The 25,462-nt window shown below is 41.6% G+C and carries 23 protein-coding genes; 11 read left to right on the forward strand and 12 right to left on the reverse strand.

Going from position 1 to position 25,462, the window contains the following annotated elements:
• Positions 1-563 precede the first annotated feature (563 nt).
• The 5 genes from AC1DQW_RS13815 to AC1DQW_RS13835 all read right to left on the reverse strand — a co-directional run bounded on the left by AC1DQW_RS13815 (position 564) and on the right by AC1DQW_RS13835 (position 3,011).
• The gene (locus AC1DQW_RS13815; RefSeq protein WP_477454611.1) at positions 564-953 is read right to left on the reverse strand and encodes a VOC family protein; all 390 of its coding nucleotides are present in this window, start codon (positions 951-953) and stop codon (positions 564-566) included.
• Between the two features lie 59 nt (positions 954-1,012).
• Complete coding sequence (locus AC1DQW_RS13820) at positions 1,013-1,234, reverse strand: hypothetical protein (RefSeq protein ID WP_477417839.1); 222 nt, start codon at positions 1,232-1,234, stop codon at positions 1,013-1,015.
• A 33-nt stretch (positions 1,235-1,267) separates the two neighbouring features.
• Positions 1,268-1,645, reverse strand: a complete 378-nt coding sequence (locus tag AC1DQW_RS13825; protein ID WP_477454612.1) for a DoxX family protein — start codon at positions 1,643-1,645, stop codon at positions 1,268-1,270.
• An 83-nt stretch (positions 1,646-1,728) separates the two neighbouring features.
• Positions 1,729-2,160, reverse strand: coding sequence for a VOC family protein (locus tag AC1DQW_RS13830; RefSeq protein ID WP_477406200.1), 432 nt, complete (start codon positions 2,158-2,160; stop codon positions 1,729-1,731).
• Positions 2,161-2,276: 116 nt separating this feature from the next.
• Positions 2,277-3,011, reverse strand: coding sequence for an NUDIX hydrolase (locus AC1DQW_RS13835; protein WP_477454613.1), 735 nt, complete (start codon positions 3,009-3,011; stop codon positions 2,277-2,279).
• 132 nt (positions 3,012-3,143) lie between these two features.
• Here AC1DQW_RS13835 and AC1DQW_RS13840 point away from each other — a divergent pair, with 132 nt between their 5' ends.
• Complete coding sequence (locus AC1DQW_RS13840; protein ID WP_477454614.1) at positions 3,144-4,772, forward strand: carboxylesterase/lipase family protein; 1,629 nt, start codon at positions 3,144-3,146, stop codon at positions 4,770-4,772.
• 63 nt (positions 4,773-4,835) lie between these two features.
• On the opposite strand, the gene AC1DQW_RS13845 is transcribed toward AC1DQW_RS13840, so the two are convergent.
• Positions 4,836-5,462 (reverse strand): LysE family translocator, encoded by a 627-nt coding sequence (locus AC1DQW_RS13845; RefSeq protein WP_477454615.1) that lies wholly within the window; start codon positions 5,460-5,462, stop codon positions 4,836-4,838.
• Between the two features lie 90 nt (positions 5,463-5,552).
• On the opposite strand from AC1DQW_RS13845, the gene AC1DQW_RS13850 reads away from it, so the two are divergent.
• A complete protein-coding gene (locus AC1DQW_RS13850) occupies positions 5,553-6,251 on the forward strand; it encodes a uracil-DNA glycosylase family protein (protein ID WP_477454616.1) in 699 nt (232 codons plus the stop codon).
• A gap of 5 nt (positions 6,252-6,256) precedes the next feature.
• Here AC1DQW_RS13850 and AC1DQW_RS13855 read toward each other — a convergent pair whose 3' ends face one another.
• Positions 6,257-6,580: a hypothetical protein gene (locus AC1DQW_RS13855; protein WP_477417825.1), complete on the reverse strand. Its 324-nt coding sequence runs from the start codon at positions 6,578-6,580 to the stop codon at positions 6,257-6,259.
• Positions 6,581-6,922: 342 nt separating this feature from the next.
• Between AC1DQW_RS13855 and AC1DQW_RS13860 the strand changes: the two genes are divergently transcribed.
• From AC1DQW_RS13860 to AC1DQW_RS13870, 3 genes are all read left to right on the forward strand, one after another.
• Positions 6,923-9,178: a family 20 glycosylhydrolase gene (locus AC1DQW_RS13860; protein WP_477454617.1), complete on the forward strand. Its 2,256-nt coding sequence runs from the start codon at positions 6,923-6,925 to the stop codon at positions 9,176-9,178.
• 9 nt (positions 9,179-9,187) lie between these two features.
• A complete protein-coding gene (locus AC1DQW_RS13865) occupies positions 9,188-11,299 on the forward strand; it encodes an alpha-L-fucosidase (protein ID WP_477454618.1) in 2,112 nt (703 codons plus the stop codon).
• Between the two features lie 71 nt (positions 11,300-11,370).
• The gene (locus AC1DQW_RS13870) at positions 11,371-13,647 is read left to right on the forward strand and encodes a GH92 family glycosyl hydrolase (protein WP_477454619.1); all 2,277 of its coding nucleotides are present in this window, start codon (positions 11,371-11,373) and stop codon (positions 13,645-13,647) included.
• Between the two features lie 62 nt (positions 13,648-13,709).
• On the opposite strand, the gene AC1DQW_RS13875 is transcribed toward AC1DQW_RS13870, so the two are convergent.
• On the reverse strand, positions 13,710-15,365 hold the full coding sequence (locus AC1DQW_RS13875) for a L,D-transpeptidase family protein (protein WP_477454620.1): 1,656 nt from the start codon (positions 15,363-15,365) through the stop codon (positions 13,710-13,712).
• A gap of 414 nt (positions 15,366-15,779) precedes the next feature.
• Here AC1DQW_RS13875 and AC1DQW_RS13880 point away from each other — a divergent pair, with 414 nt between their 5' ends.
• The 3 genes from AC1DQW_RS13880 to AC1DQW_RS13890 all read left to right on the forward strand — a co-directional run bounded on the left by AC1DQW_RS13880 (position 15,780) and on the right by AC1DQW_RS13890 (position 18,607).
• Positions 15,780-16,421, forward strand: a complete 642-nt coding sequence (locus AC1DQW_RS13880; RefSeq protein ID WP_477454621.1) for a redoxin domain-containing protein — start codon at positions 15,780-15,782, stop codon at positions 16,419-16,421.
• 25 nt (positions 16,422-16,446) lie between these two features.
• Positions 16,447-17,064: a beta-class carbonic anhydrase gene (locus AC1DQW_RS13885; RefSeq protein WP_477454622.1), complete on the forward strand. Its 618-nt coding sequence runs from the start codon at positions 16,447-16,449 to the stop codon at positions 17,062-17,064.
• A gap of 64 nt (positions 17,065-17,128) precedes the next feature.
• Complete coding sequence (locus tag AC1DQW_RS13890) at positions 17,129-18,607, forward strand: phytoene desaturase family protein (protein ID WP_477454623.1); 1,479 nt, start codon at positions 17,129-17,131, stop codon at positions 18,605-18,607.
• 111 nt (positions 18,608-18,718) lie between these two features.
• Here AC1DQW_RS13890 and AC1DQW_RS13895 read toward each other — a convergent pair whose 3' ends face one another.
• From AC1DQW_RS13895 to AC1DQW_RS13910, 4 genes are all read right to left on the reverse strand, one after another.
• Positions 18,719-20,269, reverse strand: coding sequence for an alpha-N-arabinofuranosidase (locus tag AC1DQW_RS13895; RefSeq protein ID WP_477454624.1), 1,551 nt, complete (start codon positions 20,267-20,269; stop codon positions 18,719-18,721).
• Positions 20,270-20,384: 115 nt separating this feature from the next.
• Positions 20,385-20,972, reverse strand: coding sequence for a TlpA family protein disulfide reductase (locus tag AC1DQW_RS13900; protein WP_477454625.1), 588 nt, complete (start codon positions 20,970-20,972; stop codon positions 20,385-20,387).
• A gap of 25 nt (positions 20,973-20,997) precedes the next feature.
• Positions 20,998-21,408, reverse strand: a complete 411-nt coding sequence (locus AC1DQW_RS13905; protein WP_477454626.1) for a DUF6691 family protein — start codon at positions 21,406-21,408, stop codon at positions 20,998-21,000.
• Position 21,409: 1 nt separating this feature from the next.
• Entirely contained in the window at positions 21,410-21,970 is a 561-nt protein-coding gene (locus AC1DQW_RS13910; protein ID WP_477454627.1) for a YeeE/YedE family protein, read from the reverse strand.
• Positions 21,971-22,134: 164 nt separating this feature from the next.
• Here AC1DQW_RS13910 and AC1DQW_RS13915 point away from each other — a divergent pair, with 164 nt between their 5' ends.
• The 3 genes from AC1DQW_RS13915 (at position 22,135) to AC1DQW_RS13925 (ending at position 25,452) form a co-directional block, all read left to right on the forward strand.
• Positions 22,135-22,689 (forward strand): hypothetical protein, encoded by a 555-nt coding sequence (locus AC1DQW_RS13915; protein ID WP_477454628.1) that lies wholly within the window; start codon positions 22,135-22,137, stop codon positions 22,687-22,689.
• 250 nt (positions 22,690-22,939) lie between these two features.
• Positions 22,940-23,872, forward strand: coding sequence for a hypothetical protein (locus AC1DQW_RS13920; protein WP_477417799.1), 933 nt, complete (start codon positions 22,940-22,942; stop codon positions 23,870-23,872).
• Positions 23,873-23,898: 26 nt separating this feature from the next.
• Positions 23,899-25,452, forward strand: coding sequence for a vanadium-dependent haloperoxidase (locus AC1DQW_RS13925; RefSeq protein WP_477454629.1), 1,554 nt, complete (start codon positions 23,899-23,901; stop codon positions 25,450-25,452).
• Positions 25,453-25,462: the final 10 nt, after the last annotated feature.

The raw sequence follows: 25,462 nt of genomic DNA on the forward strand, positions 1-25,462 counted from the left end.
TCATATGTCTGGTTTGGCGTAATCTGGGTTAAAAGGTAATTAAAAACACGTAAAGTAACGATTTAATAAGTAGATTAGGTTTTGAACACCTCGCAAATAAATTATAATTTTAAAGTATCAGGTGTACGTTAAAATAATACTAAGAGTTTGTTTTTTTACAAATATTCGTAAAATACTTAACTTTAATATTGATAAATGCAAGTAAACATTTATTGTACCGAAAATACGCATAAAAAGTGTATAATAAATTGCATGCGATAGTTTTTTTGCAAACTAACCTTACTTATCAACGGTAAAGTAAAAAAAAGGTTCTAACACCCATTGTTTGATGGTGGATAGTTCCATTTAAGGTGAGCCTGTGGCCTGGAAGGTTTTATCCGGCTATTATTTTAAAGACAGATGGGGTGTCCTTTAAAGGGAGAGTGAAAGCCAAGTGGGCGATGGACGCCATATTTATATCACCTGCTGCTATATCACCTGCAGTAATTTTATAAAACGGTATACGCAAAAGCCCTTAAGTAGAATCTACTCTAAGGGCTTTTGCTATTATACCAAAAGCTCGGCTAACTCTTTTGTTCAATAACAGATAATATATTCCCTGCCGGATCATTAAACCAGGCGATAACAGGCCCACCAGCAGTGAAGATTCCTTTCTCGTTGGTTTTAAAGTTTTCTTCGTTATAAACAATGAATTTAACCCCACGTTTGGTAAGTTCATCAACCGTCGCTTCCACATCCTGAACCGGGAAGTTGAGTATCGTAAAGGTTGCAGGCTCATGATTGGGTTTGGGATAGATAATGATATTATTACCACCAGAGATTTTGAGATGTAAAATGCCCGGCATTTCAGTGTCATCTTCAACCTCAAGTCCTAATGCGTGGCCATAAAATTCTTTGGCCTTTGGTATGTCATTTACCGAAAAACCGCTGAATGCTTTGCTGTCTTTTAACATAGTACCTCCTTTTAGTTATTACAATTACCAGGGGTGGTTTTTGTTTTAAATGATTGGTATTAGTCCGTAAGTACCTCTGCGTGGTAACCAAAATCTCTCAGGAACAGTATCAACGCTTTGGACCTGATTGTGCCATTGTTACACTGCACACGCAATATGTTATCGCAGTCATCCAGGTCGAAATTGGCGTTATAGCCCGAGAACGTTTTATGGATGTGTTGCAATAAAACTTTGGCGTATTTACGCTTGTTTACATTGGTTTTAAAAACTTCTACCGTCATAACAGGTCATTTTTTAATCCGTGTACATCTTGTTTATTTCCACGTGAACAATGGTGCGTATTTATCACGCTGTGTGTATGCCAGGAATAGGATGCCAATTAGTAACGCAATTACAATAGGTAACTGCGCCGGTCCTAAAAACGCATGGTAAAAAACAATATTTACCATAATAGGAAACAACACTATTAAAGCCAGCGCAACACATCTGCCTATAAGCAGTAATATAGAACAAACCAGCTCGAGCGCCTTAATCAGCGGCATTAAATAAACGGCGGCCATTAAGCCTTCATTAAAAGTTTTAGCATTGCCTGTCATCACTGGCACAGGGTAAAGTTTTAAAAAATATGCTGCTGATGCCCACAGGAACATCAGACCAACAAGAGTACGAACAATGATTACAGCGATTTTCATGATTTAAGGTTTAAACAGTACAAGCAAAACTGTCAATATCCAATAAGTGATCTTAATTGTTTTGGTACTCATGATTGTAAAATTTACTGCGGGCGGTTAGGTGAATAGCTTACCATCCATGAAATACCAAACTTATCAGAAAACCACCCGAAAAAGTCGCCCCATGATGCTGGTGCAAGTGGTACCATTACATGGCCCCCGGCAGATAGCGCATTGAACAGCGTGTTTGCTTCTTCTTCGCTTTCTGTAGTTAAAGAAAGTTGGAAATTGTTGCCTGGCTTGTACCCCATACCCATTTGGCCAACAGCATCTGTGGCCATCAATATATTGCCTTTACCAATTGGCAGGGCTATATGCATCAGTTTTTCTTTGTCTTCTTCGGCTATACCCCCAGCCTCCTGGGAGTCTTTAAAACGCATTACAGTTAAAAAATCGCCTCCAAAAACCGATTTGTAAAAATTGAAAGCTTCCTCGGTATTACCAGGGAAATTTAAATACGGATTAATTGTTACCATTTTAATTGAAGTTTAGTTGATAATTTGGTTATTGTTTACAGAAGTAAATTTACGTTGATTAAAGATAACCAAAGCGGGCAGAATACGACAATTATGGGGTTGAATTATGACAGAAATTATCGTTCGGATATAAATCTATACAAATAGGGGGCTTTATGTGCACCGCCGGTCCATTTTTTGGCGGTACGCTCCAATATTCCCAGGCTCAGTATCTTACGCTGAAAGGCCGCCCGGATAAGTTTCTTATTTAAAATGGTTTCATAAAGRCTTTGCAGATCGCCCATGGTAAAGTCGTCGGTTAATAAATTAAAGCCGATAAGTTTTTGATCAAGGTTGGCCTGCAAGGTTTCTAAAGCTTTTTGAATAATGAGTTTATGATCCTGCATCAGGTCGGGCAAATTATTCAACCCAAACCAGTCGCAACTATCTGATATACTATCGGGAGTAGGTATAGCCTTTGTGAAATCAACCAGGGCATAATAGCCAACAGATATAAAGCGTTTCAGCAGCCAATGATCATCGGGCGGAGCAACACCCCTTGTTGCTGCCATGATAGCCTTTAGCGGCGCGGTATCGTGGCGGCTTTTATCGCCAAAAACATAAAACTGATCCAAAAAAATATTGGTTAGGCCGGTACGATCAAACAAAACCCGGCGGGCGGCTTCGTTTACATCCTCGGTATCGCGTATGAAACCACCGGGCAACGCAAACAGCCCAGTGTTTTTATAGGTGAGCAGCAATACTTTTAACTGTTTATCATGAAAGCCAAAAATAACGGTATCAATAGCCAAACCGGGCAAATAACCATCGCCGCCGGCATTAATTTCCTGTTTTTTGGATTCGTTACTCATGCTTTATAAATAAAAATTATAGCAAGTAACAAAAAAAATTGTTACCCGGATAAAATTAATTTATTATTGTAACAAAATGATACAATAGATATCTTATCTTCGTGTTAAACCAACTAAACTAATTATAGCCATATGATAAAACCATTTTTAGCAGTATTGCTGCTGGTGCAAATTGCTACCGTAGAGGTAATTGCACAAACAAACCAGGTAACCGTTGAAAACGGGAAACTGGAAGGCGTAAAAGAGGCAGGTTCGCCGGTTACTATCTTTAAGGGGATTCCTTTTGCCCAGCCACCTGTTGGCGATCTGCGGTGGAAAGAGCCACAGCCAACAAAAAACTGGGATGGCGTACGCAAGGCCGATCATTTTGGAAACAACCCGATGCAACGACCAATTTTTGGCGATATGGGTTTCCGCTCAGCCGGTATGAGTGAAGATTGCCTGTACCTGAACGTGTGGACACCCGCAAAAACCATGAAGGAAAAATTACCCGTACTGGTTTATTTTTACGGAGGAGGTCTTGCCGCAGGGGATGGATCTGAGCCACGTTATGATGGTGAAAGCATGGCAAAAAAAGGCATTGTTGTACTTACCGTGAATTACAGGCTGGGCGTTTTCGGCTTTTTTTCTCACCCCGATTTAACCAAAGAGTCGCCTAATCATTCATCCGGCAACTATGGCTACCTTGATCAAAATGCGGCCTTACTATGGGTTCAAAAAAACGTGGCTAAATTTGGTGGCGACCCTAAACATGTAACTATAGCAGGTGAGTCGGCCGGTTCAATATCTGTATCGGTGCAGATGGCATCGCCATTGTCAAAAGACCTCATCATAGGCGCAATAGGCGAGAGTGGCGCGGGTATAAAACCAACGTTAAACTCAATACCACTGGCCGATGCCGAAAAAAACGGGGTAACGTTTGCCACCCATGTAAAAGCCGGTTCACTGGCCGAATTAAGGGCAATATCTGCAGCCGACCTGCTGGATGCTGTATTTAAACCAGGCTCAACGCCAATGACGCCTACTATTGATGGCTATTTATTGCCAAAATCATTACCTGCAATTTTTGAGGCCGGCGAACAAGCTAAAATACCTATCCTGGTTGGATGGAACTCGGCCGAGGTACCATACCAGTTTTTAATGCGTGCCGATGCACCAACATTGGAAAACTATAAAAAAACACTCGCTACTATATATGGTGATAAGGCCGATGAGGCTATGAAACTATACCCTGCATCAACAGATGAGGAAGTTATTAAATCGGCCACAGCCTTATCAAGCGATAGGTTTATAGTGTACAGCACCTGGAAATGGGCCGATCTGCAAATTCAAACTGGTGGTAAACCTGTTTATCGTTATTGCTTTTCGCGCATCCGCCCGTCTATGACTGCGCAAATGGGTAATGCCACAGCGGGTCTTGCAGGAGGAGTTGTTAAAGGAGATGCCGCTAAACCTGCGCCAAAAGCAGCTGCAGCTGTAGGTGCCTCACATGCTTCAGAAATTGAGTATGCCATGGGTAACCTGGCCAGTAATAAAGTTTATGCATGGACACCTGATGACTACAAAGTATCAGAAACGATGGAAAACTATTTTGCCAACTTTATTAAATCCGGTAATCCTAATGGATCAGGCTTGCCAAAGTGGGATGCCAACACAGGTAAAAGCCCGGTTAAGTTTATGGATATCGACGTAAAAAGCGAGCAAAAAACTGAAAATGACAGGGCCAGGTATGTGTTTCTTGATAAGGAGTATATGAAATAAAAGTTTTTTTACAGGGGGTGATTATCCCGGTCGCTGTGGGGGCGCCGGGATTTTTTTTTGATATTATCTTTTTGTGAATGCAATTTTAACACCCATCAGCACAAAAACTATAGCCGAGAATTTATTTAGCCAAACGCCAAATAAAGGCCGTTGTTTTAACCGGATTGAAAGGGAACCTGCAAAAAATGTTAGTATCATAAACCATACTAAACTCGTCAGTGCGTAAGTAACCCCAAGTAATATAAAAGGCAATGCATTGTGGATATGGGTAGGCTGTATAAATTGCGGAAAGAAAGCCAGGAAGAAGATTGCCACCTTGGGATTGAGTGCATTGGCAAGCACCGCAGATAAATAAGTTTTCCTTACAGACTCTATTATAGCAGGCGTATCTTTTTTTACGACTGTATCCTTTGAAAAGAATTTGCTAATACCAAGACATACCAAATAAGCGGCGCCTGCGTATTTAACAAAACTAAATGCCATTGCCGATTGAGAAAGGATCAGCGATAATCCAAAGGCTGCCAGGGTAGTATGTACAAGCACACCTGTAGTAATGCCCAAAGTTGAGTAAATACCAGCCTTTTTTCCCTGGGTAACAGATTTATTAAGCACAAAAATAGTATCGATACCCGGCGAAATGATGAACAGAAAAGACGTTACCAAAAAAGTAGTAAAATTGATGATCCCCATAATGTAAAGGTAATTATATGATGATTTAAAGAAAGCTTTTTACTTTAAGCCTTCTGCTTTTTGCTGATTTTTGATAAGTTAGCACTTAATATGAGCACATTTGCCGATAGGATAATCGATTTTAATAAACAATTAGCATATACAGGCATCCTGCCATCGGGAGTCAGCATCATGAACCCATTTAGGGATAATGATTTTGCGTTTGATGTGTCATCGCAATTTTACAGCAAATATTATGGCGATAATCACCGGCGGCATTTAATTCTCGGCATAAATCCCGGCAGGTTTGGATCGGGGATGACGGGCGTTTCTTTTACCGATCCTAAACGGATGATTGATCAATGCCAGATCCCATATACCGGTCCGATGACTCATGAGCCATCATCAGCGTATGTATACGATATGATTAACGCCTTCGGCGGGATAGCGGCGTTTTACCAGCAATTCTATATTCATTCGGTTTGCCCCCTGGGTTTTACCATAACCGGCCCAAAAGGTAAGGAGGTGAATTATAATTACTACGATACCCCTGAGCTAACCAAAGCTGTATATCCCTTTATTATTGAAAACATCCAAAAACAGATAGACCTGGGCTTTGAAACAGATATTTGCTTTTGCTTCGGCACAGGTAAAAACGAGGCGTTTTTGAGAAAACTAAATGAGGAAAAGAAATTCTTTAAGCAGATCATCGCGTTGGAACATCCCCGTTTTATCATGCAATACAAATCAAAAACAAAGCAGGATTATATTGCCAAATATCTTAAGGTTTTTAACCAGGCTGTTATTTAACCCATTTATTTTGTGCTGATATCGCGCTGGTGGTCATCAAACTCTTTACCGGTTGCATGGTAATCCCTGATGAATTGCGCTAATTGTTTCAATTCAAAATCGGTAAGCTCGGTACTGCCTGAATACTGGTAACCAGGATCAACGTCATCTAAAAATATGGCGCCTAAATACCCTTTATCAAATGTTTTGGGGCTGTCTATTTCCCTGTACAATTTGTAGATCCCGGCATTATTGCTTTCAACTTTGTTGATATCTGCCGGATCTATGGCTATGTTGATATGTGTTCCGTCTTCCTTAGTTATGCCGAATGTTACGCCGCTGATTATCATAATAGGTACTTTTTTTAAGTAAACACACTAATTACACGAATGTTACAAACGGGCATGAAATAATATGGATTGAACTGTGCGATCGATTCGCTAATCTTTAATATTGTACCCCGTACACAAGTAACAATTTAGCGGCTTTTGAAATAAAATTAAAAAGTTTTAATATGTTTATAAAATTATTCTTCAAATTATATAAACCGTGTAAAAAGCGACATGTTTTATTTTAATTTTGTTGGGTTGGTTACACCTATGATCATAATTTCATCTTTTTAACTTTATCAATAATCCTAACTGCTGATGATGGCTTTCGTTAAAAAAATCTCTTTATTTAACTTCACGGTTATGATGATGACAACCTGTTTTGCTGCAAATGCACAGGAAGTATCAAAGTTTCCTTTGATCCCGTATCCAAGTGAGTTGGTAGCAGGCACCGGCTCTTTTGTAATAACATCCCAAACAAGCATTATAGCTGCAAAAGAATTTACCAACGAAGCTGCCGAACTTAATAAGCTGCTGCAAAAGGGTTTGGGCAGATCATTAAAACTAACTAAAACCGACAAGCCACGCGCTATAAAACTGGTTTATGATGCCGGCATTACCGCACCAGAAGCATATAGATTAAGTATAACCACTAAGCAATTGGTTATCAGGGCTAAAGATCCGGCTGGGGTATTTCACGCGATAGAAACTATCCGGCAGTTACTGCCAGTTTCTATTGAAACCGGCACAGTTCATAGACAATTAACTTTACCTGTAGTATCGATAGAAGATAAGCCGGCTTACGAATGGCGGGGGATGCACCTGGACGTATCACGGCACTTTTTCTCTGTAAGCTATCTTAAGAAGTTTATCGATAGGATGGCGCTTTATAAGATGAATAAGCTGCACCTCCATTTAACCGATGACCAGGGCTGGCGTGTCGAAATAAAAAAATACCCAAAACTAACAGAAGAGGGCGCCTGGCGTACATTTAACAACCAGGATTCGTCATGCATGAAGCGCTCAATGGATAATCACGACTTTATTATTGATAAAGAGCACATCATCCAACGCGAAGGTAAAACCTTGTATGGCGGCTTTTATACGCAGCAGGAAATGAAGGGGATAGTGGCTTATGCAACTGCAAGACACATTGATATTATTCCCGAGATTGATATGCCCGGGCACATGATGGCGGCTATCAACTCGTACCCGTTTTTAACCTGCAACGGCGAAAATAAATGGGGTGCGCTGTTTACCAAACCTATTTGCCCATGCAACGAAACTACTTTTGAGTTTGCGCAAAATGTATTCAGCGAAATCATCGATATCTTTCCATCTAAATACATACACATAGGCGGTGATGAGGTTGACCGTACCGACTGGGGTAAATCTGAAGCTTGCAAAGCTTTGATGGAAAAGGAAGGCATTAAAGACCTGCCGGCCCTGCAAAGTTATTTCATTAACCGGATGGAGAAATTTTTTAACTCAAAAGGCCGTAAACTGATAGGATGGGATGAAATCATTGAAGGCGGCATCAGCCCCACAGCTATTGTGATGTACTGGCGCACCTGGGTGCCGCAAGCACCGGTTAAAGCAGTTAAAAATGGCAATACCGTGATCATGACACCCGGTGAACCGCTCTATTTTGATAACCAGGCCGATCAGTATTCTATCTATAAGGTATACCATTTTAACCCGATTCCCAAAGTATTAGATGCCGAAGAAGCCAAATCCATCATTGGTGCGCAGGCAAACATCTGGACAGAGCAGATCCCATCCGAAAGACGTGCCGACTACATGTATATGCCGAGGATGACTGCATTGGCAGAATTGCTTTGGACAAACCAACCGGATAAATACGATTCTTATTTACAGCGCCTGGTACAGGAATATAGCAGGATGGATGCTTTGAAGATCAATTACCGCCTGCCCGATCTGCCTAACCTTTTAAATGAATACGTATTTACCGATGAAGGTAAATTAAACATAGCTTCGCCATCAAAAAATTTAACTATCCGTTATACTACGGATGGTACTTTGCCCGATGTTAAATCGCCAATATTGCCATCACCATTAATTATAAAAAAATCCCAATTAGTAAGGGTTGCTGCCTTTACTTCAACCGGCACCCGTGGCGATGTTTATAATTTAAATTATACCCAACAGCATATGCTTGGGCCGGTAAAAATAGCACCGCCAAAACCTGGATTGGCCTGTACCTATTATAAAGCTTATTTTAAAGAAACGGCATTGATGAAGGCTGCAAAAATAGACAGTACTTTCACAACTGATAAAATTGAAGTACCTGCTACAGTACAGGCACCCTCATTTGGTATTACTTATAAGGGGTACATTGATGTTCCGGCTGATGGCATTTACGGTTTTTATTTAACATGCGATGATGGCGGAGTATTAAACATAGGCCCAAATGTAGTTGTAAATAACGATGGTAATCACTCGGCCCAGGAGCGCAGCGGGCAAATAGCGCTAAAAATGGGAGCGCACCCTTTTAAACTTGATTTTATTGAAGGCGGCGGAGGGTTTACCTTGAAATTGAAATATAGTGTTAACGGATCTGCACCACAGGATGTACCGGCAGATTGGTTTAAAAATTAAAGATCTTTTATGAGGAAGTTTACAGGCATTGCTTTATTGTTATTTATCATCAGCCTAAAAGGTTTTAGCCAGGCTACGCCTAAGCCTTATGGTGTGCTGCCAACCAAAGGTCAGTTAAATTGGCAGCAGATGGAGATGTACTGCATTATTCATTATGGTGTTGATGTTTATACCAACAAGGAGTGGGGGTATGGAGACGAAGACCCGAAGCTGATCAATCCTTCGCAGTTTAGCGCTATGCAAATAGTTGCGGCGGCTAAAGCCGGTGGTTTTAGGGGCGTAGTGGTTGTGGCTAAGCACCATGACGGATTTTGCATTTGGCCCACAAAAACTACCGAACATAATATATCAAAAAGTCCATACAAGAACGGCAAAGGCGATATGATGAGGGAATACCGGGATGCCTGCGATAAATTAGGCATGCAGCTGGGCGTTTATTGCTCGCCATGGGATAGAAACAACCTTAACTACGGAACTGCCGAATATATAAACATCTACCGCGCGCAGTTAAAGGAATTGTATACCAATTATGGTCCGCTGTTTATATCATGGCACGATGGCGCCAATGGCGGTGATGGTTATTATGGCGGCAAGCGCGAAATAAGAAAGATAGACCGGTCTACTTATTATGGCTGGGATACTACGTGGGCAATTACCCGTAAACTGCAACCCAACGCGGTTATATTTGGCGATGTGGGGCCTGATGTGCGCTGGGTTGGCAACGAAGAGGGCCATGCCGGTGAAACCTGCTGGGCTACTTACACACCACACGCCCCCGAAGAAGGCAAGAAACCAGGCAACGGCTTTGTAAAAGATTATGAAGGAACAGAAGGTACCCGCAACGGCGATTACTGGATGCCCGCAGAGTGCGACGTATCATTAAGGCCAGGCTGGTTTTACCATAAAACGCAGGACGATGGCGTGAAATCGCCATATACGCTGCTTGATCTTTATTATAAAAGTGTGGGTCGTGGGGCGGCGCTTGACCTGGGTTTATCTCCTGATCCGCGGGGAATAGTAAATGAGATCGATGTTAAATCGCTCACCGCATTTGGTAATCTGCTAAAACAAACCTTTGCTGTTAACCTGGCAAAAGGTGCAACAATAACGGCCAGCAATGTGCGTGGCGGCAACAAAATCAAGTACGGCCCCGGGTTTTTGATTGATAATGACCGCTATAGTTACTGGGCTACTGATGATAAGATTACCACGCCCGAAGTGACCATTGATCTGCATACCCCTAAAACTTTTAATGTGATTCGCCTGCGCGAGAATATTAAACTGGGCCAGCGTATTGAGGCTTTGGAGGTAGATGCTTATGTAAACGGTAAGTGGCAGCAAATAGGCGCTGCAACAAGTATTGGCGGAAACAGGCTGATCCGTTTAACTCAGAATATTACTTCGGGTAAAATAAGAGTAAGAATAACCAAATCACCTGTATCTGTAGCTTTAAGCGATTTTGGATTATATAAAGAACCCGTACACCTCACAACTCCAAAGATTGCCAGGAATAAAAAAGGTGAAGTTAGCATCACTACCGAAGCTCCTGTTGGTGCTATCCGTTATACTTTAAACGGGCAGGAACCTACGCTGAGTTCCCCATTATATACAAAACCATTTACTGTAATGGATGATGGAGTGGTTAAAGCAAGGAGTTTTGAAGGCACCACGAAAAAAAGTGATGTAACTTTTGTTTCATTAGGTTATGCTAAAGCCTATTGGAAAGTTTTAGATGCTGCAACGGCAAACAATAATGGCGCCGAAAATGCCATTGATGAGCATCCCGGTACACTGTACAGTACATTGCAAAAGGATGCTGCAACCTATCCGCAGCAAATTACCATTGATATGGGCACGGCTCATGATATTAAAGCCTTTGGTTATTTACCACGGCAGGATAAACAACCTGAAGGAATTGTAGATAGCTATGTGTTTTACACAAGTAACGATGGTAAGGAATGGAATAAAGCTGCATCTGGCGAGTTTTCAAACATTAAGTCGAACCCGATTGAGCAGCCGGTGGTTTTAAGTAAGCCTGTAAACGCCAGATATTTTAAATTTGAAGCCACGCGGGTAATTGCCGGTAATGGTATTACCGTTGCAGAATTAAGCGTTTATTAATAAACTATTATGTGCTGTGGTTTAGGTTTGAAAAATATTATAAACCGCTGCACTATCATCCTATAAATAAAATGAAAAAACAGATCTGTTTAGCCGGAATGCTGGCACTTTTAGCTTTAAATTCATTTAGCCAATCGCATAAAAAGGCGGTGGCTGTAAAAACACCCGGTCTTACAAAATATGTTGATCCTTATATAGGTACTGGCTTTCATGGGCATGTATTTGTTGGTGCCAATGTTCCTTTTGGCGCAGTACAGTTGGGGCCAACCAATTTATCCGAGGGCTGGGACTGGTGTTCCGGTTACCATATTTCCGATTCTACCATTGTTGGTTTTCAGCATACTCACTTAAGCGGTACAGGTATAGGCGATTTGGGTGATATTTCCTTTATGCCAACAACCGGCCCGATAAAAACGATTAAAGGTACGCTTAAAGATATGCAAAGCGGTTATGTATCGCTGTTTAGCCACAAGGATGAGGTAGTTAAACCAGGTTATTACAAAGTAAAACTTAAACGCTATGATATTGGTGTTGAACTTACGGCCAGTACCAGAGTAGGGATGCATAAGTACACTTTCCCTGCATCCAAAGATGCGCATATCGTTATCGACCTGAAGGAGGGTATAGGCTGGGACCGACCTGTGGAAACGTACATTAAGCAAGTGGATGATCGTACCATCTGCGGTTACCGTTTTTCAAATGGCTGGGCTGTTGATCAGCGTATTTACTTCACAGCAGTTTTTTCTAAGCCGATAAAAACATTTACTGTGTACGACAGTACAGCCAAAGCAGCAGGATCGCAATTAAAAGGTATAAAAGTTAAAGGTGTTATAAGTTTTGCAACCACCAAGGGCGAAGTAGTTTATGCTAAAGTTGGTATCTCGCCGGTAAGTGCCGAAAATGCCATGTTAAATATCAAAGCCGAAATACCGGGCTGGGATTTTAGCAAAGTTGTCGCTAATGCAGATAAGGCGTGGAATACACAATTTCAGAAGATCAGCATCAAAGCGGATTCTATTTCGCAGCTTAAAAAATTCTATACAGCTTTCTATCATTCCATGGTAGCGCCATCTGTTTTTAATGATGTGAACGGCGAATATTGGGGAACTGATAAAAAAGTACATAAAAATATAGGTTTTAATAATGTGACCACGTTCTCGCTTTGGGATACGTATAGATCAAATAACCCACTGTCAACCATTATCCATCCCGAACATACCAATGACATGATCAACTCGATGCTGGCCATTTACCAGCAGCAGGGGAGCTTACCTGTTTGGCATTTAATGGCTAATGAAACTAATTGTATGGTAGGATACAGCGGGGTTCCGGTGGTTGCCGATGCTTTACTAAAAGGCTATAAAGGCTTTGATGCAAACCTGGCTTATGAGGCCATGAAAACCACAGCAATGCAGGACGCGCGAGGTATTAAATTTGTTAAGAAATTTGGTTATATACCTGCTGATAGTACTGCCGAATCTGTTTCGATGGGATTGGAATATGCAATTGATGATTGGTGCCTTGCACAGGTTGCTAAAAAATTAGGTAAAACAGCGGATTATGAATATTTCAGCAAGCGTGGGCAATACTATAAAAACTATTACGACCCCAAAGCCGGTTTTATGCGTGGCCGCCTGTCAGAAAATGCATGGCGTACACCCTACAGCCCGTTTATCTCTATTCATGAGCATGGAGATTTTACCGAGGGCAACGGCTGGGAATATACCTTCCTGGTGCCGCAGGACGTGGAGGGTTTGATCAGCCTTTTGGGTGGTAAAAATAAATTTAATATCAAACTGGATTCATTGTTTATTGCTAAAGGCGATATGGGCAAACTCGCATCAAATGATATCTCGGGCTTAATAGGTCAATATGCGCACGGTAACGAACCAAGCCACCCAATGACTTATTACTATGCTTACTCTGGCCAGCCATGGAAAACAGCCGAAAAGGTGCGTTACATTTTAGACGATTTTTATACCGATAAAACCGATGGCATTATCGGTAATGAAGATGTTGGCCAGATGTCGGCCTGGTATGTTCTATCGTCCCTGGGCTTTTACCCGGTTAACCCGGCAAACGGCTTGTATGTGTTTGGTAGCCCGGTTATTAATGAGGCCACACTGAAATTACAGGGTAATAAAACGTTTCATATTGTAGTGAAAAATAATGGCCCTAAAAATAAGTATATCAACTCAATGAGCCTTAATGGTTTTGACTATACCAAAACTTATTTCGCCCATAAGGATTTAATGAACGGCGGCGAACTGGTGATTACCATGGGGGATAAGCCAGGAACAGTTTGGGGAATTGGTGATGCTAATAAAGCGGTATCGGTGTTGAAGTAGACATGTGTAAAAAATAAAAGAGTCAGGCCGAATTATTTTGGCCTGACTCTTTTATTTAGATATTAATAATTTCCACTCCCTGATAATATCATGGACGCTAACTGCTCATCCCTGTTGTAAATATCTTTACGGAAATTAAGCTTATTGCCCCTGTCTGTAAATACGGTGAAATAGGCTATAAATACAGGTACTTTTTGTTTCAGTGTAACCTGCTTTTCTATACCTGAGTTCATTGCCAGGCTAATCTTTTCAGCCGTCCAGGTAGTATCGCTTTTTAGTAAAAACGCCGCAAGTTTTGCAGGTTCGCCTACCCGGATACAACCGTGACTAAAAGCCCGTGATGATTCGCCGAATAATGATTTTGAAGGTGTATCGTGTAAATAAATGCTATAGCTATTAGGGAAAAGAAATTTTACCAACCCCAACGAATTTGCCGGACCGGGTTTTTGTTTAATCACCGGCAAGCCATTCAGCTGCCCGGTGATGATCATATTATGTTCATTTATATAATTAGGGTTCCGGCGCTGAGCAGGTAAAACCTCGTTGCGGATAATACTCTCTGGCAGGTTCCAGTAAGGGCTGAATACCACGTACTGCATTTGCCCATAAAAAATAACAGTTTGGTGAACCTTTTGACCCACTACCACATTACAACTCCAAAGCAGGCTGTCAGCATGGTAAACATGCAGTTTAAATTCGGGTATGTTTACAGCCAGGTAATTGGTATTTAAGCTAACCGGCAGCCAGCGGCATCGCTCCATATTAACAATAATCTGGCGGATACGGGTTTCCAGTGGAACATTCATTTCGGCAATAGTTTCGGGGCCCGGTAAGCCGTCATTAGTTAAGCCATGCCTTAACTGAAACTGTTTTATGCCGTCTTTTAGTCCTTCATCAAATATATTACTTAGCGTATCTCCTTTAAAATCCTCCAGTTTATAAAGCCGTGTTTTAATTTGCGATATGACTACGGATGAATCTCCCGGTTTTATTCCCTTCGCCGAAGGGATGGCAAGCCATTTTTCTTTGGCATCTAAAGCACGGTATTTGCTTAGAAAAGCTTTAAGGAGGTCATATTGCCTGTAAACAGGTTCAGATAAAGTACTGCCGGCTTTACCCTTTTGCTTCAGCAGGGTATCCAGGTAATCATCGTAGGAGATCTTTTTTCGGGGCAGATACCAGTTTACGGCCTTGCTTGTTGCATTGCTCATTCCCTGGAATACCAGCTTCGAAAACACAAAGTATTGGGCGGTAAGCATTAGCTCGGTGGAAACATTGGGTTTAAAGGTTTTATCTTTGGGATGAACCTCAAATACCAGCGAATCTAAAGATTTTGGGTAGGGGATGGCTTTATAAATGCCTTCATTTTGCAGGTTAGTTAACCTGTCTGATAAGTTTCCGGCCTGTTCTATCAACTGTCCGTTGGCGTACCATGCATAGGCAAATTTACGCTTGCTATAAAACATGTTAATATCTTTAGCATAGGGTTCAAAAGCAGTATACTTTTTAAGAAAGGCAATAACCTCCGCGCTGTCAAAAACAAGCTTGGTTTGGTCGCTGAAACTGCCGGGAATGGTTTTATTCCATTCTTTAACAATTTCCTTTTTTAATGTGTCGGCTTTTGAGTGCTCGCGTTTGATAACCTGCTTGCAACTAAATGTATTGAAAATGAATGGGATAAGTAGCATCGGCAAATGTTTATAAGCTCCTTTTAACATGGCTTTTTTATTTGTAGGAAAGAGAAAGGAAAAAATTAAATAAAATATCAAATAAAGTATACTAAATATATAGACATTATAGTATATTTGTCTTGTTAATTCAAAATCATGCAAAGTAAAGTGCAAAAATACCATACAAATAGCTTTTTAAGTCATAACGATCTTAAGGATATAGCCTGTATGTGTTGTTGTTGAATTCCTCTCCCCGTAAAACCCCTCAACAAATAAAAAGTTTACTGACCTCGTTATTTAATATATTTTATGAACGCTTATCTGATTAGTCAAATGAATATGCCGACCGATGGTGTGTTACATTACAGCAGGGTAATATATGGATTATGCCGTTGTTGAACGTGATGTATTAATCCCGTATCCCCAACAAAAAATAATTTATATACCATTATTCTATTACAAATGTTAACCTCAAATAGTAAATACCCGTTTTTTGATCTTTCGGAAATTGTTCAAGATAATGATATTCCGTTTAAACCTTACCAGCCTTTAAAACCTGTAAAAGCAGGTAACTATATTCCTGATCTGAAATTTTTGAGTGATTACAGCCGCTGGCAGTCGTTTTTTAACGGGGCTCAAACGCATGGACCTATTTCATTAAGGCAGTTGTTAAATAAACCTTTGGTGATTGCTTTTTATTCGCGCCACTGGGGGCAGCAAGGTTTTGAGCTGTTGAAGAAGCTGAACAATATTCAACAGGAAATAAAAGCCAACGGGGGTAATTTGTTGATCATCAGCGATGAGCGTACCGATGAACTGGGGAAGAAAGCCTGGGAAAACAGTTTAACCCTTAACTTTTATCACGACGAAGAAAAAAACATAGCTAATATATTCAGGATCTATTCTGACAACGACCCGGTTTGGAACAGGTTTTCGGGAATTGATGTAAATGTACCCTTGTTGGCTACTTACATTATTGATGCCAACAAACAGGTTATCTATAACCATATCGACCTTGACTTTTTGGGAACCTTTTTTGGCGAGGATATTATTTCTTCGGTTTATGAGGCCTCATTGATAGCTAACAGCAGGAAATCTGCCTGATATTTATTCACGTAAAATTAAAACTATGTCAATCACGATAGATGAGCTTCAGAAAGTGAAGACCAAAGTGCATCGGCAGGTACTTTCAGCCAACGGTGAATATGTGAAACACTTTGGCAACAAGGGCGAACTTACCATACCGCCCAAACGCCAGTTTGCTATTTTAACCTGTATGGATGCGCGCCTTGATCCGGCGAAGTATGCAGGTTTGGCCGAAGGTGATGCACATGTGATCCGCAATGCGGGCGGGCGTGCAAGCGACGATGCCATCAGGTCGCTGGTTATTTCGCATAAATTATTGGGTACTAAAGAGTGGTTTGTAATTCACCATACCGATTGCGGTATGGGTTTATTTACCGATGACATAATTCGTAATCTGCTGGCTACAAGTTTAAAAACAGCTGCGATTGATGAAAATGGCTGGCATAATGCCGATGAAAGCGGTGGATCTGATGAGGCGGCCCATATTGCTTTCCTTACTTTTAAAAACCTGGAAGCCAGTGTTACCGAAGATGTGGAGCGCATCAGGAACCATCCTTTAGTTGCCGGGCATATCCCCATTTACGGTTACGTGTATGATGTGCGGTCGGGCAAACTGATCGAGGTGCCCGAAGCCAGCCATGCCGGCGAAGTTTTTAATTAAACTATATAAGCGCGAAGCTGTTAATTTGGATATCTTAGGGGTACAAAACCTCTGAAAAATATAGATGAAGCTTGAAAAGCGCGATTACGATGCCATAATAGTTGGGTCGGGCCCAAACGGCCTGGCAGCAGCAATATTGTTGCAGCAAAACGGCCTGTCTGTATTGTTGCTGGAGGGAAAAAAAGAAATAGGAGGAGGCCTGCGTACAGCAGAGCTTACTTTACCTGGCTTTAAACATGATATCTGCTCGGCTGTTCATCCTCTTGCGGTGGCATCGCCATTTTTTGAAACACTGCCTCTTGCACAGCATGGCCTGGAATACATTTTTCCGGAAACGGCAGCCGCACATCCATTTGATGATGGTACGGCTGCCGTTTTGCTAAAATCGGTTGATGAAACAGCAAAGCAGCTGGGCGCAGATGAACAGGCTTACCTAAACCTTATGAAGCCTGTGGTTAAAAACTGGCCCCTTATTGCCACGGATGTATTAGGCCCGCTGCATTTTCCAAGACATCCTTTGTTAATGGCCCGGTTTGGTTTACCGGCGCTTACACCGGCAACCTGGTTAGCTAAAAAATTTAAAACCCAAAAAGCAAAAGGCCTGTTCGGGGGAATGGCAGCCCACGCCATACAGCCGCTGAGCAATATAGCCACCTCGGCTATTGCACTTGTATTGATGGCCCAGGGACACTTAAAAGGCTGGCCGGTACCAAAGGGCGGTTCGCAGCAAATAGCGAATGCTTTGGCATCCTATTTTATATCCATAGGAGGAAAAATTGAAACAGGTTTCTATGTTCAGTCATTAGATCAACTGCCATCTGCCCACGCGGTTTTGTTTGATATTACACCAAAGCAACTATTAAAAATAGCCGGTCATAAATTTTCATCTTTATACCGTTGGCAGCTGGAACGCTATCGTTATGGTGCCGGTGTATTTAAGGTCGACTGGGCATTAGATGCGCCAATACCTTTTAAAGCCGAAGCGGTAAAGCAAGCCGGAACTGTACACATTGGTAATACTTTCGAAGAAATTGCCGAAGGGGAGAAAGAGATATGGAATGGCAGGCATCCCGATAAGCCTTATGTGCTGTTGGCGCAACAAAGTACGTTTGATAAATCCCGCGCACCCGAAGGTAAGCATACCGCCTGGGCCTATTGCCATGTACCCAATGGGTCTGGTAAAGATATGACCGATATTATTGAGCGGCAGGTGGAACGTTTCGCACCGGGTTTCAGGGATACTATTTTAGCTAAGCACATTTTTAATACCGCACAGTTAGAGGAATATAATCCCAACTATATAGGCGGGGATATTAATGGCGGTATAATTGATATTGGTCAGCTATTTACCCGGCCGGCATTGCGTTCATCGCCATATAAAACATCAGCAAAAGGACTTTATATCTGCTCATCCTCCACGCCACCTGGTGGCGGGGTGCATGGCATGTGCGGTTATCATGCAGCAAAAAAAGCTTTGAGCGATGTTTGGGGCATAAAAGTAAAGCCGCTGTGGGCTCTACCCGAGAGGATGTATCATAAATAAAATTTATGCTCGAATAAATCCAAAGAAAAAAGAGGCTGATCATGTTTATGATACAGCCTCTTTGAAGAGATTTTTTAAGTGTCTCCCCTTAGGGGGAGATTTAGAGGGGTTTTAATTTAGTTCTAATGTCACTACAGATTTTGCAGGGAGTGTTACTACCAGTTTATCACCATCTTTTTTGGCGCCGGTAAAACTTGCAAGATGCAATTTGTTAGGATTTTTAAAAGTGTTGATATCTGTGATTTTAGCCGAAGTTAATACCTGGCCGCCAACGGTACTCCATTTAACATCTTTAAGATCGGTAGTAATGGTTATGGCGTTATGCAAATCAAGGTTAACCAATGAAATATGCACTTTGCCGGCAGCATCCTGCGAAGCTGAAGCATTTACAGCCTCTATTTTTTTACCATCAACCTCGTAATTAGGTACGTTTAGTTTAATTGGCAGGTATTTAGCATCCTGGTGAACCTTGTACATGTCAAAAATATGGTAAGTAGGAGTGAGCAACATTTTTTCCTTGTCGGTTAAAATAAGCGCCTGCAATACGTTTACAGTTTGTGCCAGCGCGGCCATTCTTACCCTGTCGCTATGGTTATTAAAAATATTCAGCGTTGTACCGGCTATAAGGGCATCGCGCAGGCTGTTTTGCTGGAATAAAACACCATGGTCGGGACCCGGTTCAGGATCCGTCCAAACACCCCATTCGTCTACAACTAAAGCAACTTTCTTTCCAGGATCATACTTATCCATAATGGCAGAGTGTTTGTTAACCAGTTCCTCCATTTTAAGGCAGTTAACCATAGTGCTAAAATATTCCTTTTCACTAAACTCAGTAGCCGATCCTTTTTTACCCCAATCTCCTGTCGGAATGGTATAATAATGCAACGATAAGCCCGACATCATCGAATTTGGGATGTTCTTCATGCAAACTTCTGTCCAGTTATAATCATCGGCGTTTGGTCCGCTGGCTATTTTTTGAAGCTTTGCGCCCGGGTAATCCTTGGCAAAAGAAGCGTAACGTTTAAACAGGTCTGCATAATATTCGGCTTTCATATTACCTCCGCAGCCCCAGCTTTCGTTACCAACACCCCAAAAAGTTACCTTATAAGGTGCAGGGTGGCCATTTTTGGCGCGCATTTGCGCAACTGTACTGCTGCTGTTTGAATTTAGATATTCAATCCATTTCGACATTTCATCTACCGTGCCGCTGCCAACATTGCCGGCAACATAGGGCTCGCATTTTAATAAGTCGCAAAGCTCCAGAAATTCATGTGTGCCAAAGCTGTTATCTTCGGTGGTACCTCCCCAGTTGGTATTTACCATACGCGGGCGTTGTGCCGCGGGGCCAATGCCATCGCGCCAGTGATATTCATCTGCAAAGCAGCCCCCAGGCCAGCGCAGGTTAGGGATTTTGATTTTTTTTAGGGCATCAACCACATCTAAACGGATGCGATCCTGCTTTTTAACCGGCAGGTTTTTATCAACCCAAAAACCACCATATACACCACGGCCCAGATGCTCGGCAAATTGCCCGTAAATGTGCTTGCTGATGGTTGTTTTTGAATCAGTGCTGATGCTGAGAGTACCGGTTTGGCTGTAGCCGGTTGCCGAAATTAAACATAACACGGCAATGCCAAATGAGGAGAGCAGATTTCTTTTCATTGAAAAACAGGTTTATGCCGTAAAGAAAAGAAAAATTATTAATAAGTGTGAAAATAACAATAAAAAAATTAAAAGCCTCGACCAACCCTCTCCAAAGGACAGTTGGGTGAGGGCTCTAATTCGTTTCCTCTTCTAAAAACTCCTTAAACTTATCTCCACTGTAATCAACCGCGCCCGAATGCCTATATTTCAGGCTTCCATCCTTGCCAAATATAAGCGTAGTAGGTATGGTGCCGTCTAATAATGTATCTGGCAGCTGGTTAGGGGATGTATATAATGGCAGGTTATAGCTGTGTTTCTGTAGGAACATACGGGCCCTGGCCGGGTCATTATCCACATCAACCATTATAAAAACTATTTTGGGATTGTTTTTTAGTTTTTCATACAGTTTATTGATCGATGGCATTTCGGCAAGGCAGGGAGGGCACCAGGTTGCCCAGTAATTTACAAATACTACTTTGTGTTTTAAGCCCGATAAAGAGATGATATTACCGGTTGAATCCTTATATCTATAATCGGGCAGGTTTGCAAATACTTCATGATGACGGGCATACCCCGCCGGATCAGGCTTAAAAAATCCTACGGCCATTAATCCACGGATCAAATAGCTTTTGGCAACAGGATTTATTAATGTAATTAAAGCCGCTGTCATGAGTATTATAAACAGGATGTTTGATTTGGAGATATGTTTTCTTTGTATCATGTTCAACGGTTTGCGCCAGTAAAACTCAATGCGGCAATTTGTTGCGCAGTAATCCATAAACCCATGTACCTGCAATTGCACTAAATAAGGTTACAGCAGTAACCAAAAAGCCGCCTCCAATTTGCGCAAACAGCGGACCCGGGCAGGCCCCGGTTATGGCCCAGCCTAAACCAAATATCAATCCGCCGTAAACATTACCCCAGCTGAATTTTTTTGGTTGAATGATAACCTCCTCGCCAGTCAGAGTTTTAACCCTGAATCGTTTAATGATTAAAATTGATAGCATACCAACAACAATAGCGCTGCCAATAATACCATACATATGAAAAGCCTGCAGCCTGAACATTTCCTGGATCCTAAACCAGGAGATCACCTGTGATTTTACAAGTACCACCCCAAACAGTAAACCTATAAAGAGGTATTTTATATTTTTCATGTTAAAGTTGCATAAGGTAAGGCAAAATAAACCAGGTCATTACAAAGCCGCCTATCATAAAGCAGCATGTTGCTATCATAGAAGGCCATTGGAGGTTAGAAATGCCCATAATAGCATGACCCGATGTACAACCATCGGCATATCTGGTGCCAAAACCCACTAAAAAACCGCCCAAAACCACAAAAACAAAGCCGCGTAAAGTAAGTAATTGCTTAAAGCTAAAAATATCCCGGGGTAATAAACCAATAAAATCCTTTACACCTTGTTGCCTGAGCAGGGCAGTAGTTTTGGGATTAATATCAACCGCCTGGTTCCCGGATAAGTATTGAGCGGCAATTAATCCGCCTAAAATAATACCGGCTACAAAAAACAGGTTCCAGCTTTCTCCTTTCCAGTCGTATTTAAAAAAGGAGATATTAGCCGGCAAACAGGCCGCGCAAATATGCCTGAGTGATGATGATATGCCAAACGCTTTATTGCCAATAAGCAAAAGGGCCGGAACAAAAAGGCCTATAACCGGGCCGGCGATATACCATGGCCAGGGCTGCTTTAAAAAATCCATAGATTTAAAGGTGTTACAGCGCAAATATATTTATTGTAAGCAGCAAAACTATTTTTTAACGCGTGTGAATAACAGTCATTCCTACAATTTTACTTTTTATTTGCTTTAGTAGTATTGTAACAATATATTTACCGGTAATTATATAACGCTACAATACATTCTGAATGGTGAAAAGGTTTATTGCGATACTATTATTAAATGTGCATCTGTTCAATTTGGGCGGATACAGTTTAGTAGCCCAGTATTTCATTCACCAGTCTGAAGTGCAGATAGTAAAAGAGATCTACGAAAATAAGATCGATGCTACCAAGCTTGTCGAGATCAAAATTCCGGTACATCTGCCCGGAATCCACAAATGGAAAGATTATGTGCGCGTTAATGGCCAACTGCAATTAAAGGGCGTTTATTATAATTATCTGAGATACAAGATGGCGCCCGATACGATGTCGTTCATTTGTATTGCCAATAGCGTAAAAACCAGGCTGGTTTCTGCCAACCTGATCATAGCTAAAGAAATCAACGATGTCCCCTTAAGTAAAAAAGGACACGAGTCATCGTTGAAAAAAGGAAGTACCAATAACGATTATAGTTTTACGGTGATGAATTACCAGTTCGCTGCATTTTCTACACCGCTGAAAGTTAATACCAGCCCTATAATTTACCATTTAAATTTTCCCTACATCGAGTCTCCCGGCAAACCGCCCAACTTTACCTGCTAATTATAGCTTATAAATTATGATGTTGAATTGTTCTTTTTAAAAAAGGCGCAGTTTGATTTAATTATTGATCGATACCAATTGTTGCCTTAATGTGCAATAAGTGTTTATTGAACAATTGACATCATTATTATGTGCTTACCAACTTTAATGCTGTGTAATTATTTAATGGCCTTTCTTTAATGGCGTAAATGATTTTTTTTCTTTAACCTGTTTATCGTTAACTTATTACTAAAAACCTTACTTAAATCGAATGAAACATTCATTGCTGTATTTTTACAGATGCTGTATTGTTATGGCATGTTGCCTCACTTTTTCAGAATACGCGCAGGCGCAAACAGATGCTGATGCCTTAATGATACCTAAAAACTACGTTTGTGCTGCGGGTGTTTATACCCACAGTCAGTGGGATAACTATTGGGAAGGTACTTTTAAACGCGATGCACCAAACCTGGGTACCGTAAGCTCAAATTCATATATGCTGGGTTTTGTTTATGGTCTTACAAATAAAATCAATGTGTCAATAGCACTTCCTTACGTAACCACAAATGCAAGTGCCGGCACCTTAAGGGGCGAACGTAATTTTCAGGATATAAGCGCATATGTAAAATGGCTGGCTGTTAAGCAAGAGATAGGTAAAGGAGTACTTAGCTTTCATGCTATTTTATCGGGATCAATTCCTGCAACTAATTATGAGGCCGACTTTTTGCCTTTATCTATTGGTTTGCATAGTAAAAATATTGCTTTACGTGGTTTATTCAATTACCAGGTTAACCGCTTCTTTGTAGCCGGCGCGGCACAGTACATTCGCAGGAGCAATATCACTATCGACAGGAATTCATATTATACTACCGAGATGCATTACACCAATGAAGTGAAGATGCCCGATGTTTCTAACTTTTTTGTGAGCGCCGGTTTCAGGAGTTTACAATTTAATGCCGAGGCGGTGCTTACTAAGGTTACAACATTGGGTGGTTTTGATATCAGGAAAAATGATATGCCTTTTCCAAGTAACAAAATGAATTCAACACTTGCCGGTGTCATCTTCAAATACAGCTTTCAAAAGATAGCCGGGTTAGAGCTAACCGCCGGTGGTAACTATGTATTAAAAGGCAGAAATGTGGGGCAGGCAAGAACCATGTATGGAGGTGTTTATTACGTTTTTAACACCAGGAAAGAGAAATAATTTTGATAATACTTAATAATAATCTGATGAAAAGATCATTACTTTATATAATTCCTACAGTACTTTTAGGTGTAGCCGTTTTTAGCTCATCGTGCAATAAAGATATTGTAGACCGTACTTCGTTATACCCTGCATTAACGCCAGCAAAGCTCGATCTGAATGCTGATACCTGGACTCCCGTATTGGTTAAAGATTTTAGTGTGCTTACCGTTGCTGCACCTGATGCAGTTACCTCACCTGCCTATCTGGCGGATATTAATGAGATTAAAGCGGCACAAAGGAATTTAACTGATGACCAAAAGGCATCTATAAAATACTGGAGCGCGGGTGCAGTATTAAGGTGGAACGAGATCATGCGCCAACTGGTGGCCAAGCATAACATTCCACCTTATCAAAATGCTGATGGTACTTACCCGGCGCCAAGTTCGGCCAATCCGTTTAACTACCCCGAGTTCCCATTTTCGAACCCACCGTTTGCTGCCCGCGCTTATGCTTATGTAAGTGCTGCGCAATATGATGCCCTCATTGCTGCATGGCATTTCAAAAACACTTACAAACGCACGGCTCCTTATAAAAACGATGCAGCCATACAGGCCCTGGTTCCGGTTTCCGAACTGCCATCTTACCCAAGTGAAGATGCTGTTGTTGCGAGTACTACGGTTGAAATGATGAAGCTGTTGTTCCCTACAGAGCTGGCTTACATTAATGAAAAGGCACAGGAAGAAAAATTATACCGTATAATGGCTGGCGCCAATACAAGAGGCGAAATTACCGCAGGCGAATCATTAGGTAAGCAGGTTGCCGCGCTTTTTGCAGCACGTGCCCGTGGTGACCGGGCCGGCAAGGCTATTGGTGATGCCAATGTATGGGCAAAGCTTCAAACAACTGCATTTGAACCAGGTAAATTTTGGCTGAGCTTAGAAACGCCTAAAAGGCCGCCAATGTTACCTTTGTTTTCAAAAGTGCTTCCGTTTTTGTTTGATACGTTAACTGTTGTTTCATTGCGCCCTGCTGCACCTTATTTATCCAGCTCGGCGGAGTATAAAAAGGAAGTTGATGAGGTATTGTCAATGAGTAAAAACCATAGCCGCCAGCATGAAGAGCAGGTTGCTTTTTGGGCAGATGGTATTGCCACTTATACCCCAACCGGCCATTGGAACGCTATTGCTGCCGATGAGTTTGTAAAGCAAAATTATAGCGAAGTGCGCTGGGCACGTAACTTTGCCTTGTTGAACATGGCCGAAATGGATGCCGCAATTGTTTGTTGGGATACCAAATATTTTTACTTTAATCAGCGCCCGTCGCAAGTTGACCCTTTGATTAAAACGCTCACAGGAGTGCCAAATTTCCCGGCTTATACATCAGGCCACTCTAATTTTAGCGGCGCCGCAGCAACCGTATTAACTTATTTATTGCCGGATAGGGGTACTAAGTTTACAGATCTGGCACACGATGCTGCTATGTCAAGGTTGTATGGTGGTATCCACTTTCGCAGCGATTGTGAAGTTGGTTTGGTAACCGGCAATAAGGTAGGGCAATACGCAGTTAACAGGGGGAAAGCCGACGGAGCCGGGCTGTAATAAGTACTAT

The organism is Mucilaginibacter sp. P5_A4 (assembly GCF_056400605.1).